Origin of the sequence: Hyphomicrobium sp. GJ21 (genome assembly GCF_001006785.1) — a bacterium.
Lineage (GTDB): Bacteria > Pseudomonadota > Alphaproteobacteria > Rhizobiales > Hyphomicrobiaceae > Hyphomicrobium_B.
The window spans coordinates 103,615-121,343 of record NZ_CDHO01000002.1; the positions used below are offsets into that span (position 1 = coordinate 103,615).

General features: G+C 52.3%; 17 protein-coding genes. 7 read left to right on the top strand and 10 right to left on the bottom strand.

The genetic code is table 11. From position 1 onward, the window contains the following. Positions 1 to 201: 201 nt before the first annotated feature. The 3 genes from HYPGJ_RS03500 to HYPGJ_RS03510 form a co-directional block, all read right to left on the bottom strand. Complete coding sequence (locus tag HYPGJ_RS03500) at positions 202 to 429, bottom strand: hypothetical protein (RefSeq protein WP_046845928.1); 228 nt, start codon at positions 427 to 429, stop codon at positions 202 to 204. A gap of 21 nt (positions 430 to 450) precedes the next feature. Beyond that, entirely contained in the window at positions 451 to 1,029 is a 579-nt protein-coding gene (locus HYPGJ_RS03505) for a site-specific integrase (protein ID WP_046846672.1), read from the bottom strand. Between the two features lie 143 nt (positions 1,030 to 1,172). Then, positions 1,173 to 2,348 (bottom strand): Shedu anti-phage system protein SduA domain-containing protein, encoded by a 1,176-nt coding sequence (locus tag HYPGJ_RS03510; protein WP_046845929.1) that lies wholly within the window; start codon positions 2,346 to 2,348, stop codon positions 1,173 to 1,175. Positions 2,349 to 3,423: 1,075 nt separating this feature from the next. On the opposite strand from HYPGJ_RS03510, the gene HYPGJ_RS19025 reads away from it, so the two are divergent. Then, a complete protein-coding gene (locus tag HYPGJ_RS19025) occupies positions 3,424 to 3,834 on the top strand; it encodes a hypothetical protein (RefSeq protein WP_143440480.1) in 411 nt (136 codons plus the stop codon). 492 nt (positions 3,835 to 4,326) lie between these two features. Here HYPGJ_RS19025 and HYPGJ_RS03520 read toward each other — a convergent pair whose 3' ends face one another. After that, positions 4,327 to 5,571: a hypothetical protein gene (locus HYPGJ_RS03520; protein ID WP_046845931.1), complete on the bottom strand. Its 1,245-nt coding sequence runs from the start codon at positions 5,569 to 5,571 to the stop codon at positions 4,327 to 4,329. 693 nt (positions 5,572 to 6,264) lie between these two features. On the opposite strand from HYPGJ_RS03520, the gene HYPGJ_RS19030 reads away from it, so the two are divergent. From HYPGJ_RS19030 to HYPGJ_RS18355, 4 genes are all read left to right on the top strand, one after another. After that, positions 6,265 to 6,648 carry a hypothetical protein gene (locus HYPGJ_RS19030; RefSeq protein ID WP_143440481.1) on the top strand — a complete coding sequence of 128 codons (384 nt, stop codon included), beginning with the start codon at positions 6,265 to 6,267 and terminating at the stop codon, positions 6,646 to 6,648. Between the two features lie 342 nt (positions 6,649 to 6,990). Beyond that, entirely contained in the window at positions 6,991 to 7,509 is a 519-nt protein-coding gene (gene secB, locus HYPGJ_RS03525) for a protein-export chaperone SecB (protein ID WP_046846673.1), read from the top strand. 25 nt (positions 7,510 to 7,534) lie between these two features. Continuing rightward, complete coding sequence (locus HYPGJ_RS03530) at positions 7,535 to 8,161, top strand: hypothetical protein (protein ID WP_046845932.1); 627 nt, start codon at positions 7,535 to 7,537, stop codon at positions 8,159 to 8,161. Continuing rightward, positions 8,154 to 8,795 (top strand): AAA family ATPase, encoded by a 642-nt coding sequence (locus tag HYPGJ_RS18355; RefSeq protein ID WP_052750784.1) that lies wholly within the window; start codon positions 8,154 to 8,156, stop codon positions 8,793 to 8,795. Before HYPGJ_RS03530 ends, HYPGJ_RS18355 begins: the two co-directional genes overlap by 8 nt. 126 nt (positions 8,796 to 8,921) lie before the next feature. Here HYPGJ_RS18355 and HYPGJ_RS03540 read toward each other — a convergent pair whose 3' ends face one another. The 3 genes from HYPGJ_RS03540 to HYPGJ_RS03550 are packed head-to-tail and all read right to left on the bottom strand — an operon-like array spanning position 8,922 to position 11,835. Continuing rightward, the gene (locus tag HYPGJ_RS03540) at positions 8,922 to 9,479 is read right to left on the bottom strand and encodes a DUF2938 domain-containing protein (RefSeq protein WP_244465998.1); all 558 of its coding nucleotides are present in this window, start codon (positions 9,477 to 9,479) and stop codon (positions 8,922 to 8,924) included. A 33-nt stretch (positions 9,480 to 9,512) separates the two neighbouring features. Continuing rightward, on the bottom strand, positions 9,513 to 10,460 hold the full coding sequence (locus tag HYPGJ_RS03545; protein WP_046845933.1) for a homocysteine S-methyltransferase family protein: 948 nt from the start codon (positions 10,458 to 10,460) through the stop codon (positions 9,513 to 9,515). 1 nt (position 10,461) lies between these two features. Continuing rightward, positions 10,462 to 11,835, bottom strand: a complete 1,374-nt coding sequence (locus tag HYPGJ_RS03550) for an aminotransferase class V-fold PLP-dependent enzyme (RefSeq protein WP_200185663.1) — start codon at positions 11,833 to 11,835, stop codon at positions 10,462 to 10,464. 148 nt (positions 11,836 to 11,983) lie between these two features. Here HYPGJ_RS03550 and HYPGJ_RS03555 point away from each other — a divergent pair, with 148 nt between their 5' ends. Beyond that, positions 11,984 to 12,451 (top strand): Lrp/AsnC family transcriptional regulator, encoded by a 468-nt coding sequence (locus HYPGJ_RS03555; RefSeq protein ID WP_083984011.1) that lies wholly within the window; start codon positions 11,984 to 11,986, stop codon positions 12,449 to 12,451. A 588-nt stretch (positions 12,452 to 13,039) separates the two neighbouring features. On the opposite strand, the gene HYPGJ_RS03565 is transcribed toward HYPGJ_RS03555, so the two are convergent. From HYPGJ_RS03565 to HYPGJ_RS03575, 3 genes are all read right to left on the bottom strand, one after another. Further along, positions 13,040 to 13,627, bottom strand: a complete 588-nt coding sequence (locus HYPGJ_RS03565) for a hypothetical protein (RefSeq protein WP_143440482.1) — start codon at positions 13,625 to 13,627, stop codon at positions 13,040 to 13,042. 176 nt (positions 13,628 to 13,803) lie between these two features. Then, positions 13,804 to 16,479: a TonB-dependent receptor gene (locus HYPGJ_RS03570; RefSeq protein WP_083984012.1), complete on the bottom strand. Its 2,676-nt coding sequence runs from the start codon at positions 16,477 to 16,479 to the stop codon at positions 13,804 to 13,806. A 574-nt stretch (positions 16,480 to 17,053) separates the two neighbouring features. After that, a complete protein-coding gene (locus HYPGJ_RS03575; protein WP_046845938.1) occupies positions 17,054 to 17,233 on the bottom strand; it encodes a hypothetical protein in 180 nt (59 codons plus the stop codon). A gap of 19 nt (positions 17,234 to 17,252) precedes the next feature. Between HYPGJ_RS03575 and HYPGJ_RS18640 the strand changes: the two genes are divergently transcribed. Next, on the top strand, positions 17,253 to 17,708 hold the full coding sequence (locus HYPGJ_RS18640) for a response regulator transcription factor (protein WP_083984013.1): 456 nt from the start codon (positions 17,253 to 17,255) through the stop codon (positions 17,706 to 17,708). Positions 17,709 to 17,729 lie beyond the last annotated feature (21 nt).

The following is a 17,729-nucleotide window of genomic DNA, read 5'->3' on the forward strand; positions in this document are numbered from 1 at the left end:
CCGATCAACGCAGGCTTGAAGGCGAACAGATTGAAGCAATCCTCTGACTGCTTTGATGTTGAAATAGAGCATGGCGCGCTCAAGCTGCAGAAGCATAAATCGGATGGCGACCGTGTCCTCAACGACTTGAGTCGTGACAATGATAGAAGGACCCTTGAGGCCCAGCGGGATTAGGCTCTTAGCCTATCAAGCTACGAGTTGTTAGGATATCTGGGCCAGTCCAATCATTTCAAGAAGAGCTGTATTCTGACCGCGTAAGATGCCGGCAGATGCACTGTCATTGTCGCAATCGATGGTGGCGAAGTAGGTGGCTTTGATCTCTCCTCGTTCGGTCATTGTAGGTAGATCTTGCAAACCAGAAATCAGTTTCGATTGCTCATCTTGTTCGCGCTTCTCAAGTTCTCCACTCAGAGCAGCAAAGTCGGGCATGTGGCTCTCTCTTTCTGAAGGCTAGACGAGATCAACGACGCGCTTCTGAGCAGCGGCATCGGCTTCAATATAGCGTTGGGTGGTGCTGAGTGCCTTATGGCCGGCAAGCACCTGAACGTCTCTGAGCGATCCACCAACTGTAGAGATCTTACGCGCCGCGTTCGTTATGAACGTTCGCCTTCCGGAATGGCTGGAACAGCCTTGAAGACCAATCCGATGAAACCAAGCCGCAAATAGATTGACGATGGCGGCAGCAGAGAACTGTTCTGAACGTTCAGTAACGATGACGTAGGGAGAATGGCTGGCGTGCTTCTGTAACTCTTGTAAGGCGGCTTTCAGTTCTTTGTTGAGGGGAATGATGCGGCCGGATTTCCCTTTGCTAGCCGCGTTCCTGAGATGCATGGCTCCGCTCAATTGACCTTGAGCATCTGTGACCATGTCCCAGGTGAGGTTCGCAATCTCCTTAGCCCTCAGACCTGCTTTGATAGAGAGCAGGGCGATCACCTTATTGCGTAACGGGTAGCGTGTGCCCTTCAGCATCATGAAGAGAAGAGCGACTTGGCTCTTGCAAAGCGTCTTCGCTTGTTTCGTTAGGCCCATGTTCAACTCATTATGTTTTCAGCTGCAGACCAGCCGAAATAATGAGTCAGGATGAGTCCTGGAGCAAGCGAATGAAAAAGTGAGTCGATTTCAGTGACTTGGTGGGACTGATTGGAAAACATAGGTTTCGCAACCAGTTGATCTCAGGGGGCCGGTGCATCGGTCTCTAGAATAAGCTTTGCGCGGTAATAGAGTTCATCGAAAGTGATGATTTCTGGCGCCGATAGATTCCGCCGGTAAAGCTCAAACGATCTGAACTTGCCTTCGTGCGTTCGACTGTTGACTAGGAACTCACTTAAACGACCTATGATCAGAAAACTTTTGGGAGAAATCCCGTACAAAACTTCATCAGTAGGGCTTCCATCTTCTTTCACAATTGGTAGGCGTTCTCCAATCCGGCGCAACGCCGCGTACATTGTTCCCTGTGCCTGAGATACGCCTCCGCTCAATTCGTCTGATGGCCGCCAAATATCAGAACGGTAGGAGCGATCAATAAGAAGTTCAGTGTCATGCCGTTTAATTTCAACAAAGCAAAGTGAGCTTATCAATCCACGCGTTCTGAGAACTGCATCTGCCCGCTTTCCCCGCCCACTTATATCAGCGCCACGGACCACACGTTCAAGTTTCCTCTCGTCAAGCGCACTAAGGAAAACGGACGTCAAGCCGTATCCAAAGATCCATTTGTTTCCTTCAAAGAAATCCTGCCACAGAGCTTCTCCTGATAAGCCAAGCCGCTGTTCCTCTGATTGGAAGAACTCCTGATCATCCAAGAGTTGTGAAAACCTGTGAAGTTGTCGGCGTCTGTAACCAAGGGCGACAACGTCTCTACCAGTAACTTCGTTCTGCGCCATCTGAGCGAAGAGGGCTTCGTTGTCTAAAACCAGACGCCTTGCTTGGTCGTGAGATAGGATAAGCTTGCGAAGCTGCTCATCGGTGAGATTTATCCTTTGCGCGGAAGTCAACGGAATGCGCCGCAAGTTCGCTACGAACTCTAGAAGTGTATCGATTTCAGAGCCCGTAAAGGCAAAATGCGATTTAAAAGGCATGCCACTGAGCTTGAAATACCGCTGCAATTTTAGAATTTGAAGAGATCGATCATCTTCATAAAAGCTTGCAACAATTTCTTCCCTTTGGCCGGGGGTAACGCGCAAAACTTGCTCGCCGATTTTCTGAATATCTCCAACGTCAAGTTCGGCATCAATCACTTTAGAAGCAATGCGCATTGGCCTCTCGTCCGCGCGGCTCCTGAGGCGCTTACTGACGTAAGTTTTGTCAGGCTTCTTGTTCACGAAGTACGAATAGTCATCATCGTCTTGCATGATGCTCGCCGAATGGGGACGCTGCCGCTAGCTATTTCGCCGGAAAGTACATCCATGACGCTCTGATGCGAGACTTCGTGCACCCAGAATGGATGTTCTCCACTATTATGTAATGGCGGAAGGATGGTCCATAAGCATGTTCTATTAGCTCGCCCGGAAAGGCTGCATCATTCGGTTGATCCAGTGAAAGTGATCGTCTGGTTCCTGCGCTTTGACGATTCGTGGAAGTTCTTGCTTTAGAACGTACTGCAGATCGCGAATGATGCAGCGGCGTATCAAAGCCATGCGGGTCCAACCCAGGATAGATGAAGCTTTGTCCAATTGGCTTACTAGATCTGGTGGGAGGCTAATCAGAATAGGTACGTAATCTTTCATCGGTCCAGTTTGGAATAGTTAGATTGGGTTCGGTAGAACCGTTGAGTGTCCACTGATAAAATCATCACTGAAAATTGGTTGCATTGAGTAATCAAGAGCCGGGCGGGCTCATGACGAAACATCAGTACGATTAGACTAGGGAAGGAGTTTATACAGCGCTACCCGTGTGAACGTTCATCCAATCAGTGGCATCTAAATAATAGGTCTTGGTTCTATATTTAGCGATATACCGCAGCCACCATCCCCATCCGTGTAGAGTTTGATATCGACTCGCGCGTAACCGAAGCGGGCGTTGCGCAGTGGCAGAGACCTAAAGCAAAGCGCAACAGGGCATGGCCCTTCACACAAGAGGAGGTCAAAGTATCTGGCGTTGGAACTGCACAAGATTTCCAGCAGCCTCTGGATTTGATCGGCTGGGAAGAATATTGGCAGAAAATCCTGGACGAAGCAGATATGCTATTCGGTTTAAGCGACGAAACTGAAAGCGCTCCAGTGAAGAAAAAAGTCAAGAAGAAGACGGCTGTTTAAATCATTCCGCTCATTCGCTGACGTTTCAACGATAAATTGTGTCGTATGATGCAAAAAAGCTGCCGTTCCTGGCAGCTTTAAGAGTCGCGTTCTTCGTTGACCGGTCCGATTGCAATTTCCAAAATCGTATCCTGACACAGTTGACAGGCTTGATGTCTAGAAAGGCTGTCTATTGGCCGACCAAGAAAGCTCAATCTGGATTGTGAAAATTTTCCCAGTCTATCGCATCCGCAAACACGCGCTTGGATCGTCCCTTGGCCATATAGCGAACCCAACCGGGATCAGCGGTCGTTATCTCAATCATCCAGTAGCCAAAATCTGTGCGTGGCCAGCAATCGTAAATCAGATTCATAAATACGATCTCAGAGACATGTGCGGGCCTATCCAAGCAGAGGTGGTAGTGATAGCGCTCTCCATCTTCCAGGACAGGGATGCATCGGATACTGTGGCCTCTCCTCAAATCGCCGCTGCTAAAGATTTTGCCGTTCAGCAAATTCAGGAAGTGCCGCAGGTTCATGCTGGCCTTCAGTGGATCAAGGCGGATCGTGAAGTGATCTCGCTTGATCGCCTGTTTCATCGTTAGAGTTACCGCATATGGAGCGTTCCAGTGGCCTATTTCCGCAGCCTCAAGAAATGCGGTCCGCAAACAATAATCGTAATTATTCAATATTTTTTCCTTTTTCTAGAATTGATAATATGAATCCATCAAGGGTCCACGTGCGTGAGCCCAAGCAGGATCGGTTCAGATTGAAATCGGTGGGGTTTATACCGCGCGCCCGGAGCGGCTGTTCAATCGTATAAGGTGTTCGCTGGCCGACAGCGTGGAAGAGCCCTTGGCGTCTTCCTTCTAGGCGTGGATTTTCCAGCAACCTAGAAACAAATATAGCAGATTCAGCAGATTTTCTCTAGAACAATGATGGTATTTTCTGCTGATTTTTCATTGTCAGTATACGTATTATATATGCCGAATGCGTGAGGTAAACTGTGCCGTCGGAAGACGAGAAAGGTCATGCTCTGATCTACGAACATTGGATTACTTGATGGTAATTATTTTGGTTGGCAGCGCCTAGCGAAATCACTGACCAAAGGTCTGCAAGTTTTTGACGAGCTCCGGTGAAATCGGCAGGTTGCGGGCATAGAATCGTTCAATCTGATTGACGCTGGTGCCAGCATTCTTGGCGAGCGTGTAGATGTTCACTCTGCCTTCTGACAGAACCAGCCTCATGCAAATGGCAGTGTGGCGCAAACTGTAAATTGTTCTGTCCGTTTGCAGGACCGTATCCTTCTTCAGTCCGGTCTCTTCCATCAGCTTATTGAACTGCCGGGCGAAGACACGGGCAGCGGTGGCCCGATTTTCATAGTGCGGCAGAAACAGGTAGTCTTCGCTGGTTGCATCCGGGTAGCGTTCGCAAAGCCGCTTGTAAGGACCGGCGGCACCTTCCAAAGTATGGGCCATGCGCATTCCAGTTTTTCCGTTTCGCACTGTGAGCAGGAGCCACTTTCTAATCCTGCCGTCTTTCTCCGCGCGCTGTTGAATGCTGACGTCGCTGTGTTTGAGAGCATAGAGTTCGGTTGTCATTGGACGCACGAACGAATGCACTGTGAAGAGAATGAGGTCATGCAACTCTTCCGTCACCGCTACGCCACGCACGACGACACCGTCGTCGGCAAGCTTCTTGGCGCCTGCCAGCAGTTTCTTGTATTCGTCAGCTTCGCTGGGAACCAAAGGTTGAAAGCGGAAAAATGGCCTGGGATTATCCCTGACGGTGACGCGCGGGGTATCCGGTACGACGTCAATCAATCCGTCGTCGCGAACCACCTTCATGACGTTGCGAAATGCCGCCATCAACGTGTTGCGGGTAGAGGGGGAGAGGTCTGGTCGTCTGGCGGCAATCTTCTCAATGAAAAGTTGCCAGTCCCGCGTCTTTAACTCACGAACATCACGCCTAGCAAAATGACGGACCAAACCCCAATCGTCGTTGTCTAGAGCGACGGTAGCTGTCCGAACGTAGTTCGCATTCCGCTCTCCGCGCTGAGCTTGACCTCTGGCTTTCTCAACGTAGCGCTGCGCGTAGTATTTGAAGCTGTATTCTGGCTCCGCGACCCTCTCGTTCTTGCGCATCTCAGCGGCCAGTTCTTCCGCCACCTTTCGCGCTTCAAGGCGGCTGGTCTCCTTCGTGGACCTAACAACGTACTTACCTGTTTTGGGGTGCAGGATGCGGGCGTAGTAGTAAGGTCCAGCGTGCGTCTGGTAGATGGCGACGCCACGCCGGATCTTGACGATCGGACCCTTTAGTCTATGTTTGGACGTCTTCACCACACCTTTGATTCCAAAGCGAAAAACAAACAAAATATATAAACTTAAACTATAAACTACCTCATAATACGTTGATTTACAACACGAACAAAATAACTCTTAATCAGCGGGTCCACGGTTCAAGTCCGTGATCACCCACCATTTCAATGACTTAGCGTTACGGCGTATACGTCGTAAAAACTATAAACTCCTATAAACTTTTTGATCGTGCCTTTTTGTGAGGGCAGCTTCAGGAAGCAGCGTGTTGCTCCTGAAGAAACCGTCCGCTCAACTTAAAAAGGTGAAACCAACGTGCGCCGTATCGCCAGCGGTGATAATTCCGAACACTCTGATCAATCAGGTGTTCTCTTGTCGATCGGGCCAGCTCCTAACGCACGTAATTTGGCGGGCCGACTAAGGGGCTCAGTATGGCTCTGTGCTGAGTACGCATCGCTGACAAAATCTAGAGTCGGTGAACCTAGTCAAAGCGACAAACGATCTTGCATCAGACGCCTTGGCAAACACTAGCTATCGCTTCCGGCAATTGCGTCGCCTCCATACAAGGCCTGTGCGTCGCCCATTTTTGTTGCCGGCAGATCCCGCCTTTCAATAGGAACGTAATCATCATACGATCGCGACACGCGATAGCCAGTCCAGTTTTAAACCGAGAATTGCACGCTTCGAAACGTGTTTAATAGTGTTCGTTTGGCGCAGCAGATGGCTAAATTTCCAAATATCAAAAATGTAATTAAGCGACTCAAATTCTGCATGAATTCAAAACCGCCATTGGTGTTCGAGGCAGCAGCTATTTGCCATGCGATATGCCACGCACCAGCTCATAAACACATGATGGTGGTTACAAATCTGGGATGGGAGAAAGGTAGATTAAGCAAATTAACGCGCATTTCTAGAAATGCGACGTTGATGAAACATCAGTCCGATTTGCCTAACGTCACTTCCGCACTTTATGAGATCTGCAGAATAGATGAAGACGTTCTTGAAAGGCTAATTCGAGATAAAGAAATTACGCGCAAAACGACCGCCGTACGGGCTCGCGAAATTAGGTTGGCGCAATTTAAAAATCAAAAGGTGCGGGAATAAAGCTTATCACAGCCATCTCCAAGATGAGCGTAATGTGGCGGTTCTATGGTTGAACTTTGGCGAAATATAATGCGCGACAATGTATGCAAATGAATGATTTCAATAGCTTATAGGTACTTCCTTTAACAGAAAGAGTTTCCAATTGTATTAAGTGGGAAATGCGCGGATTCATATCCATGCGGCGCGCCCACAAATCGCGCAGCACTACAAATCTCTGAATGCATATTTGAAACGAGAATGATCGCCCGACCACCTTCGGGCGAAATGAGGACGTTCGTCTTGGTGCGTATCAGAGGTCGTAAGTCAGCGAACCCATCCATTTTGGCGCAAGGAATGTATCATATGAGCAAATCGAAGAAGGCACGGCCCACCAACGATCATGCCGGTCCTGCGGAAGGCCAGCAGCAGATTCAAGTCAAGGTCATCGGCCAGTACATCAAGAGCTTTTCGTTCGAGAACCCCCATTTCCGCAAGCTCATTACGAGCCCCGGCGATCTGCCGAACGTGGCGGTAGAGGTGAATGTCGGCGCTCAGCGCATCGAAAACGATCTCTATGAATCAGCCATCGAATTCAAAGCAACGGTATCGAACAAGCTCGGTACAATCTACGTACTTGAGAGCGCCTACGCGGGCATGTTGAAAATTGAGAGCATTCCGGAGGACGCGCTTGAGCCGTTCTTGCTTATTTCCGGCCCGACGATGATCTTTCCGTTCCTGCGACGGCTTGTTGCCGATATCACGCGGGAAGGTGGTTTCCCGCCGTTGCTTCTCGACCCAATCGACTTCGGCGAACTTTACATGCGTCGTCAAAAGCAGCGCGCGAAAATGTACGAAAAATCCCGCCCAACCGATGCTGCCTAAGAGATTTAGAGAGTGAGGTTCTGTTATGCTTAAACACGCCGACAGTACATCTGAAGGTACCTCCGCATCGGTCGGGATCGAGAAGCCAACCGTCAGCCAATTGGTCAATCGATACCACACGATCGGCAAGCGCAGCGTCCGTGCGATTCTGGATCTGGGAGTATTATTTTTCCAAGCGCATGAGGAGCTGAAGAAAGCGGAAGTTGAAGAATTCTACCGAGCGATAAATCTTCCTCCAAAGGGATCGACGGGAAAGAAGTATAAAGCGATTGGTTCCAAAGCATCATTATTGGAAGCGCATGCTGACCTGTTGCCCAATGATTGGACGACGATCTATGAACTTGCATTATTAGAAAAGGATCAGTTCGACCGTCTTGTTCAAGACAGTATATTGCACTCCGGCGTGACGCTGCAGGCAATCAAGGACCATTTTAGAAAGCCGAACCCAAATACGGTCAATCACGTCGGCGGAAGTGATACGCCCAGGCCGGAGATCCTTGCGTTCGATTTCAACCTTGTGGCGGCCTCAAGGCGAGTGGCGTTCGCGAAAAGGCTAAAAGGCCTTTTCGAGGAGTTCGACGTCGACGTGGGCGAAGAGCTTTTCTCCACCCTTGGAAGATTCATAGAAGAGGGAGCTGCAGGCGATGCGTGATGCGCTATCGGAATTGCTTCGTCCTAGGGAATTCTCGGACCTGCTGCAGCCCCAACAGATTATCAGTTCGCTTGAGGCAATGGCCAAGGCAAAGTCGCCGAACAACATGTTGTTTTACGGTTCCTCGGGCTTAGGAAAATCGTCGGCAGCTCGAATATTACTGGTTCGGCTGGGAGACAACTCTTTCGAGATAAACGGTTCGCTGGACAATGGGATCGATGTCGTCCGAAAAATCGAATCCGGGGCCACGAGCTATGGCCTTGGATCTGGACCCCGCGTTTGCTTGATCGACGAGGCCGATTACCTATCCAAGCAGGCGCAGGCGGGGTTACGAGGGCTTATCGAAAAGGTTTACACCAACTGCCGGTTCATCTTGACGGCAAACAGTGTACGCAAAATCGATCCTGCACTGAGGTCGCGATGCATGCCGATCTGTTTCGACGTGCCGGCGAGCGCCTGCAGTGAGATCATTGCGCGTGTATTGCCGAAGTACCTGGCGCAGCTGCGCACGTTAAATATCGAGATTGAGGAAAAACGTGTACGGGAGTTGTTTCCGATCTATTTTCCCGATCTTCGCGGCCTCGCCAACAGGATCGAATTCGAGGCGTTGTCACATGAGATGGCGTCGGGGTAGCAGTTCCATTTGGAACTACCGCGCCAGCGGTTGTCACACTCGAAAATACAGTCGATTAGCCGCCCCGTCTCGCGAGCACGAATATCTGGGATGGGGCTACGGACAGTCGGTATGTGCTGCATATCTTTAGCCTGCAGTCGGCCAAAGGTGTGCCAGGGCTTCTGCGGCGAGGTACATCCCGAATCCGAAAACAGAATGGGCCACGGCGCTCTTGATGCGTGTGATTGCCGGCATTGGCGTCTTGGAGCCAGCGATGCCCAAACCCATGCCCGGCATCATCAAGAAGTAAGGTGCGATCAGAAGCATCCAAGACAAAATGAGCGGCGGAAGGAGTGTCGGAGCAGCCAGCCACCCAGCCCCCCAAAGCGCGATTAAAAGCACGCCATAACTAATGCCGATCACATAATGCGCAATCCACCCGATTGCGAGTTCTCCCTTCACGGGCTCAGCGGCACTGATCGATGCGTGGTGGAACTTGCCGTGAGGCATATGGCCAAGCCATCGACCCACCATCGCCCAGTTGGTAGCCGGTACGTTCATAACGCTCGTCAGGAACAGTGCCCAAACATCAAGCAGCATGGTTCCGGCCGCGCCGACGAGCGCGCCTTTGATGAGCGTCGAAATTTCAATCACGGCGTTTCTTTCTTGCAAGAGTGGCACGGTCTCATAGGTTTGTTGCTCCAATGCTCGATTGATATGCGCGCAAGCACATCCGCATCAGATCAAGCTCTCCTTGCTGGTCAGTTTATTCGCCAAGGCCTGGATGTGGTCGCCTTCGGTACCGCAACAACCACCTAGGACACGCAGGCCATACTGGCTTCCCAGTCTTGCGACGCGAACAGCGAAGTCCTCGGGTGGCTCGGTCACCAACACTTCGCTGTTATCCAAATCCTCCACCTCGGCGTCTGCAGTGTTGGCCTGAAATGACAGGATGCGCTCAAATGTATTCGGGTGCGAAGACGCTACAGCTTCCAGCGCTGTCTCCAGCACCCGAGCATGAACGCAGTTTATAGAGAAACCGGCCGGAGGTCGGGCAGCATCCGCGTCGATACGATCCATGGCCTGATCAATGGGTGTTCCGTCGAGCACGACGCCGGTGCGGCGGATCACGAAGCTGATCACGTAAGGCAGGCCAGTTTCCGCCATCGCATCGGCTACGCCTAGGGCCTCCTCCACGTTCGGGGCCGTTGCTAAATGCAAAAAGTCTATTCCCGCAGATGAGAGCGCAAAAATTTGTGGACGATGAAATTCACGAGCAGCGTCTCGATCGAGGCTGTCCTCGGGTTTGTAGGCGTCACCCGAAGGGCCAACGAGACCGCCAATGAAAATTGGCGGGCCTGCCCCAAAGTGGGCGCGCAGATCGTTCAAGAAGAGGACATTGTCCTGGTTGACGGGCCGCCCCTTGAACCGCGACGCGTCGATCGCTCGCTGGGAACATCGCCAAGTGTCGGTAAACGTGAGGATCGGCAGGTTCGCTTCTCGCGCCAACCGCATGTAGTCGGCGTGAATCGCTGCCAATCTTATGCGGGCCTTGGCATCGTAGACGAAGCCACCGTTTAAAATATGCGGATCGAGTGCGATGCCCGGGTCACGCCTGACACGCTCAAGCACGGCTCCTTCAGTGATTGCTCGGGCGCCGCTTCCGACGAACTGAGAAAAATTCATTTCAACCTCTGCCGAGAGCTAGAACTTCCGTTCGAAGTTCAGCGATGTCGTCGATCGTCGTGTTCGGATTCATCAGCACGAGACGCAGCCAGCGTTTTCCCAAAGCCTCCGCCGTCGAGATATAAAAAACGCCATCGTGGGTCAGTCTCTTACGGATGGCGAGTTGCAACGCATCGGTGCCATGGAGCCGGAAGCAGACAATGTTGGTTTGAGGCTGGACGGCGACCTCAATGCCTGGGGTTGCACGGAGCAGATCGGCGGCCGCTTGCGCAAGATCGGTCTGACGATCGATAACAGCAGCTAGGGCCTGCTCGCCGCCATGCGCGAGAGCGAAAAAGACTTTTAAACCCAAAGCTGCCTTGGTGCATTCGATGGTGCGGTGAGCAAAATCGATGCCGGGTTCATCCTTGTCGTGGAATAAGTAGCTGGCGTCCTGTTGGAAGGCATCATTCAGGGCGGTCTCATCGCGCACGAGCACTGCGGCGCACAACAGTGGCGAGCGCAGCATTTTGTGCGCGTCCCAAACGATCGAGTCCGCGTCCTCGATGCCGTTGACGAGGTGGCGCAGGCGCGACGAAAGCAAGGTGGACGCACCATGAGCACCGTCGACATGTAACCAAACCCCGTGCTCACGACATATCGCGCCAATGTCGCGAATAGGATCGAACAAGCCGAGAGCCGTGCTGCCGGCGTTTGCAACGACAGCGATCGGTAATTTCCCTTCTTGACATAGCCTTCTCAATTGGCCGGGCAAGAGTTCCGGGTCGATCCGCCCAAGAGCATCCGTCGCAGCATAGTGTGCGTTCTGCGCTCCAAGGCCGAGGATGGCGGCGGCACGTGCGATCGAGTAATGCGATCCCGGCGAGCACACCAGCACAAGGTTGCTCGGAATACCCTCTGTCCATGACCAGGGTGCACATCTGGCACGGGCGGCAAGAAGAGCAGTCAGATTTGCCAGTGAACCGCCATGCGTGAGCACACCTGCGCCGCATCGCTTGCCACAAGCCGAACCTCGCCATCCGACCTTGGTCATCATCCAGTTCAGCACGGCGTGCTCGATGGCAGCAGCCGGAGGCCCCATCTCGTAGATGGCCATGGGATTGTTGGTAAAGCCGTCGATCAGCGCGGCAAGCGCCGCGTGCGGCACTGGAACTCCGACCTGATGCGCCATGTAGCGGGGGTGGTGAAGACGCGTAGCGCCCGACAGATAATGGTCGAGAAACAGTTGCAGCCGCGTCCCTTCCAGCCCGCCTTCGGCAATCAACCGCTCAATGTCGAGTTCATCGACGAGCGCGTCGATGCTGGGTTGGCGCAAGACGGCGCCCTCGCGGCGCGCGGCACGTTCGCCATAAGCTTGCAGTGCCGCGACCGTCACGCCAGCATCATCACGAAAGCTCATTCCACACCCCTTCCCGCGGGGCGAACGCTCGCACGGATCGGCGGAGCATGTCCTTGCGTTCTGGACAGCGGAAATAGGCTGTTGTAGCTATTTCAACTCAATCGGCATTCCAGAAGAGTGGATTATGCTAATTTCTCTCGACGAACTCGATCTGAAGATCCTGACTGCTCTGCAAGCGGATGGGCGCGTCAGCAACGCCGATCTGGCCAGCCGCATTGGGCTGTCGGCCACGCCCTGCTTGAGGCGCGTGAGGAGCCTAGAAGAGCAGGGCGCAATCAAGGGATATCGGGCGCTGCTTGACCGCGCGAAGGTCGGCTTAGGGCTTACCGTTATGGTCGGCGTTAAGGTGGACGGCCACCGCGACGAGAATGCACGGGCGATCCAGGCAGCATTCATCGAGATGTCGGAGGTCGTCGCCTGCCATCTGTTGTCGGGAGAAACCGACTTCTTGCTTGAGGTCGTCGTGCCGGACCTGGCTCACTACGAGCAGTTTCTGTTGGGCAAACTTCTTCTCCTGCCGATGGTCAAAGACATTCGCAGCAATATCGTCATCCGCACCGTGAAAGAGACCGCGCCATTGCCCTTGCGATAACCAAGGACGCAGGTAGGGACGATCTACCATCTGGTTATTCACGACGAGACGGAATTGGCAAAGTCGCATGTCTGGACGGCACCCTGTTGGCAAGAACTTTCTGGCTTGTCTCATAGAGTTGGTCGGTGGCCCCATGTGTCCGGCCTTTTCTCTCGGCGCGAACACCGATGGCCTTCATAATACCCGCAAGATCAGCTCCCGATCAAAAGCACGCGCTCAAGGCGCCCTGGGACCAATGGGTTTTGCCGATCTTGGTGGTCGACCGCTTACCGCATGACTTACCTTTTGCCCTTTCCAACCTCATGAAGCGCGCCCGGTTGGGCACATTTGAGGCTCTCCAGATTTCCGTTCTTCCGTAGTTAACGAGCTCTGTTTCGACAGAGTGCGCGAACAATTCGATACGCGAGAGGCCATGCAATCCTACAAGCCACGCCGAACTCGGACGGTTGCTGAGCGGTGACTGACGTCGCGCGCACAGATTCACTTTCGACCGACGTAAATCGGCAACCTGCATCGATACGGCAAAATTGGAAACGTTGGCTATTTCTCGGCTCCGTAATCTTACACCAACATTTTCGTCCCAAGTCCCTAGCTGTTCTGAATCAAGAAATCTTCGAAGTGTCTCCGGATTGCTCGGACCGCCGTTTTGCGATCGCGATAGACTCTGCGGTTGCCGATGAATTGATTGGCCACCAGCGTCCAAGTCGCAGTGCCGGCCGGAGCGGAAGACTCGAGTTCCGCAAGCCGCATTCGAAACGAGTCGGTGTTGTCTGCCGCAATCGCCAAGTCCGAAGACAGACGTTTAGCAAGATTTAAATCCGCCGTTTTGAATCGCCGGGCTGTAACATCCGTTATTCGCGGCGGCGCTGATATCTCGGAAAAGAAGTCTTCCAAAGATCCATTGGCCCGACCTCCGAAAAGCGTTTGAATGTGAGCCAACTCACCGCTCGGTTTGATAGCTCCGCAAAGTCGCAAACCGGATTCGATAGCCTCAAGTGACTGTTTCAAGCCAAGCGGGTAATGTGCAGATGGCGCGGCGCGCTTAAGTCGCGCAGCCACCGTTTCGTTCCTGCCTCGGTCGAAGAAAGCCGCGAAGCGATGCAGTTCCTGAGAGCGGTCAAAGTCGGCAATTCCAGCAAACGCGCGAAGCGCGCGCGCCAAGTCCTTGGTGTGCATGTCATTGCCCGTCAAAAAGTGTCCGTTAAAGCGAACGGCAGCGCGGGGACACATTTGCGGCACAAGCCACACAAAATTGTAAGATTGGATAGTCGGAGTTGACCGTAGCCGGGTAGCCTTGAGCAAACGCAACTTCGCTCCAGGTCGTCTGCGGCTTCGACGGGAACTGCTGTGCGCTAGAACCTTACCTTAACACCGCCGTACGCGGTGATGGGCGGTGCTGGTAAGATCGTACGCGGATCGGTAAAGGAAGTTCCAAAAGTATAATTTGACTCGGCGACGTCGAAATAAGTGCCGTACACACCGTATTGGGAGTCGAGCAAATTATCGACCAACCCATAAATCTGAACATTATTGGTCAGATCATAGGATGTATGCAGATTGACTTTCGCATAGCCGCCTAGAGGCTTGTTCTGGTTGGCCTCGTCGCCGAAGAATATTTGGTCGGACGCAGCTATGAGATCTGCGCCAAAACGCCATTTAGGAGTAAGATGATAATCAAAGCCGGCTTTGAATTTGTGCGCTGGAACTCCAGGTAAGCGATCGCCGGGATGGACAAAGATATTGCCATCGCCATCGGCCTCAGGATTAAACGGCGAAGCCAACGTGAGGTCGCTCTGGAAAGTCGCATCAACGAAATTATAACCCATGTAGGCGAACAAGGGTCCGTACCAATAATTGACCTGTAGTTCTAGACCTTGGCGTAGCGTACTGCCGGCGTTGGAAAACGAACTCCGGCCGGTAATAGCGGAGGTGACATTGATGATGTCATCGGTGTTTAATGTCCTGAAATAACCGATGCTCCACGCAATCTTTTGCGCGGCGAGAATGTCGGTCTTTTCGCCTCTGAATCCCGCTTCCACTGTATGAGATACCACCTGCTTAAGCGGGGGATCGGACGTCAAAAAACTCGGTAAAAGGCACGGATTGTCAGGATCGGCGCACGCCAATTCAGTCGCGACTGGAGCGCGGTTTGCTTCTGAATAACTCGAATAAAAGGATATTCCGTCAAATAGCTTGTACGTCCCTCCAGCCATCGGGTTGAAACGCCAATAGGTATTGTCGCTGTTGAGCTCTGGAGCCAGCCCCGTTTGATCGCTGATCTGAATATTCGCAACGTTGAAGCGTCCACCTGCCGTTAGCGTAAGCCGATCGGTTACGTCGAAGGTATCTACAAAATAGAGCCCGTAGTATGTGTTCCGCGTATTGACGTTGACAGGACCAATGTCGGACTTATCGCTCGTTCCATTCGGAGTGCAGCCTTCAGATTCGTCGTCCGGATTGGCGAGATCACAGCCGGTGCCGGAGGGGCCGACAAAGCCCAAACCGCCATTCACCACAAAGCCGGGACCCGTGGTCCCAAGCTCGGCCGAGGATCCAAATGAAACCTCGCCATGATCAATGCTCGCGCCGACAAGGAATTGATTGTGATGATCGAAAAGCCTCGCCTTGTTTACGGCTTGAAGCGATGCACCGAAGCTGTTCGCGTCCAGAGACGTGCGGTCGATCTCACCCAGCGAGTCCAATCTGGGGGGCAACACAATTGGATTGCCAACCATATTCTGGAGAAGGATTTCATTTCCGTCCAAATTTCCAAAGCAAGCACCAAGTTGGCCGCCTGGAAGGATGGGGCACGGCGTTGCATTCGATAGGTTGCCATCGACGTGTTTTTGATTGAAGTGCCGATAATAAGCGACGCCTGAAATATCGACGGTGTCAGACGCTTTCACGTTGCCGTTGAGAGAAACCATTTCCATTTGGTTTGTCGTGGATTGAGGCGTCGTAAAAACCTTGCCCCAGCCTTCGTCTAGTAGCTGGACTGGCGAGGCCGCTGCTACACCAACCGTATTGTCTGCACCGGTGAAGTTGAGGTGGAATTCCGACCCGTCGCCTCGAACGCCGAGATCGGCATACATTCGTCGAATGTTGGAGGTCCCGAACTGCCGGAAACCATTGTCGTGAATGTCTTCCAGGGCGATGTACGTCGCCCAGTTGCCAATTCTCATGCCATCCTGAATGGAACCTTGCGCCCGTCCGTATGAGCCAAATCGGGCATCGGCTTCGAACCCTTGAAAGGTGAAGCCGTCCTTCATATCGATTGAAAGCGAACCTCCTATCGCATTCAGGCCGAAGACGGGATTGCCGCTCATGATCGTCATGCTGTTAATCGCGACGGTCGGCAGAAAATCGTAATTGACCGTATCGCCGAACGCTTCGTTGAGGCGGACGTCATTCTGATAAACGGCCAACCCTTGAGGAACTCCGTCAACAGGCGATGAGCTAAATCCCCGGTAATCAATATTCGTTTGAAAGGCGTTGCCTTGGAGATCACTCAAAATGACACCTGGAACATAGGCCGTAAGAGCATCACCAACGTAGTCGCTGTGCAACCGAGCTATTTCCGACGATGAAACGGTACTTGCACCCCCTGGCACTTTGCCGAGTGGTACTTCGCTGCCGCTGATCGGCGACATCTTAATTTCGCCAAGAGGCGATTGAATCGACGGAACTTGGTCTTGGTCCACCGTCGGCGTCTCGGTTTGTTGGGCTGGTGGACCACTCACAGCAACGGCTGTGGCGGGCGGGGCGACCACCGCAGGCGCGGGTTGCTTTTTCTTGTGACTGGCGACTTTCTTGACTGCTTTTGGCCTGGTTTGAATGACTCGTACTTCAGGCATCTGTTTTGTATTACTCGCATCTGGATTTGCGGTTTGACCTGACGACGTGCCGGCGGGCGAAGCGGGACTGCCGTTCTGCGGCGGTGCTGTTGCATCTTGCGCTGTAGCCAAGACCGGCCAACTAAGAATTAAGATAACGGCTACGCCATTGATAACAGCTGGCCTGACTTGCATCCCCAAATCCCCAAATTATTCGAATTTGATTACGAGTGGGCTCGTACAAATTTAGGGATCGATTTTTCGCTTTTCCCGATCAACGTGGGGACATTTAACGTTGTATGCTGCAATGCAGATGGTTGCGATTTCGACACTCCGTAAATAGATCTTTACGGCAGTATTCCTGAATCAATATGCTTCTTTTTCCCGGCAAAGTCACAGATATGTAACTATCATGAGCGTCTCTGAAATTATTTTTGGGGCGTGGGTCGCCAGACGCGAATCAATGGGACGCTTACCGTTCTTGGATGCAGTGTGTGCTGAAGTGACGTAAGACGTGCGAAGTCGTCACTCTCTTGCATTGCCAAACTCCCACATTTCGTGATCGTTACAGTTTTGTGCGGTCGATGCCCCAAGGCAATACCGAGTCATGCCTTTGCTAGGCGCTTCAATTCGGTTGATTGGGGCCTGCCAGAATGGATTTTGGAACCTGTCGAAGCGCAATCTCTTGTTTCTCGTTCCGCGCACGTGGTTCTGAAGAACCGAATGGCACATTGCCACACGTCGGTATCATCCCCATGATCGGGGTTGTTCAAAAGTCCACATGAGGTTCATGGAAGGCGCAGTCATGCACCTTCTCCTCGTTGACGATCATCCCATCGTCAGCTCGGGTATTCGGCTCGTTCTTTCCGCCGACGACGATGTTGTGGTTCGCGATGCGCGCTCGATCGCGCAGGCGAGAAGTGCGTTGAAAGCGCCGCCCCGCCGACATTGTTTTTCTCAATAGCAATTTGCCAGATGGGAGCGGATTTGATTTTTGTAGTGAAGCGCTCGCAAACAATCCGTCCTTAGATGTCATCATTTTTTCTATTGTCGAGGCGCCTCTCGTCGCATTTGAAGCACTACAAAGAGGCGCAAAGGGCTTTCTTGGCAAGACCGGCGAAGTTACGAGCCTGCGGGAAGCGATACGAATAGTTGCTTCTGGACAAATATGGCTCTCGGACCGGATTACACAGGGCCTGGCGTTCCTGAAAGTAAAAAACGCTGCGCTACGATTTTCGTTGAACGATCGAGAGCAAGAAATAATTAGAAATCTTACCAAAGACCGTAGCCTTGGACAAATTGCGAAAGTAATATCTGTTTCGTATGCTACAGTAGCGCACGATTACAAATATCTGAAAGGGAAACTGAACGCACGGAATTTAAATGATTTAGTCCGGATTGCAGCTAAGCTCAATCTGGTGTGAGCGTAATTTGAAATATCGGCG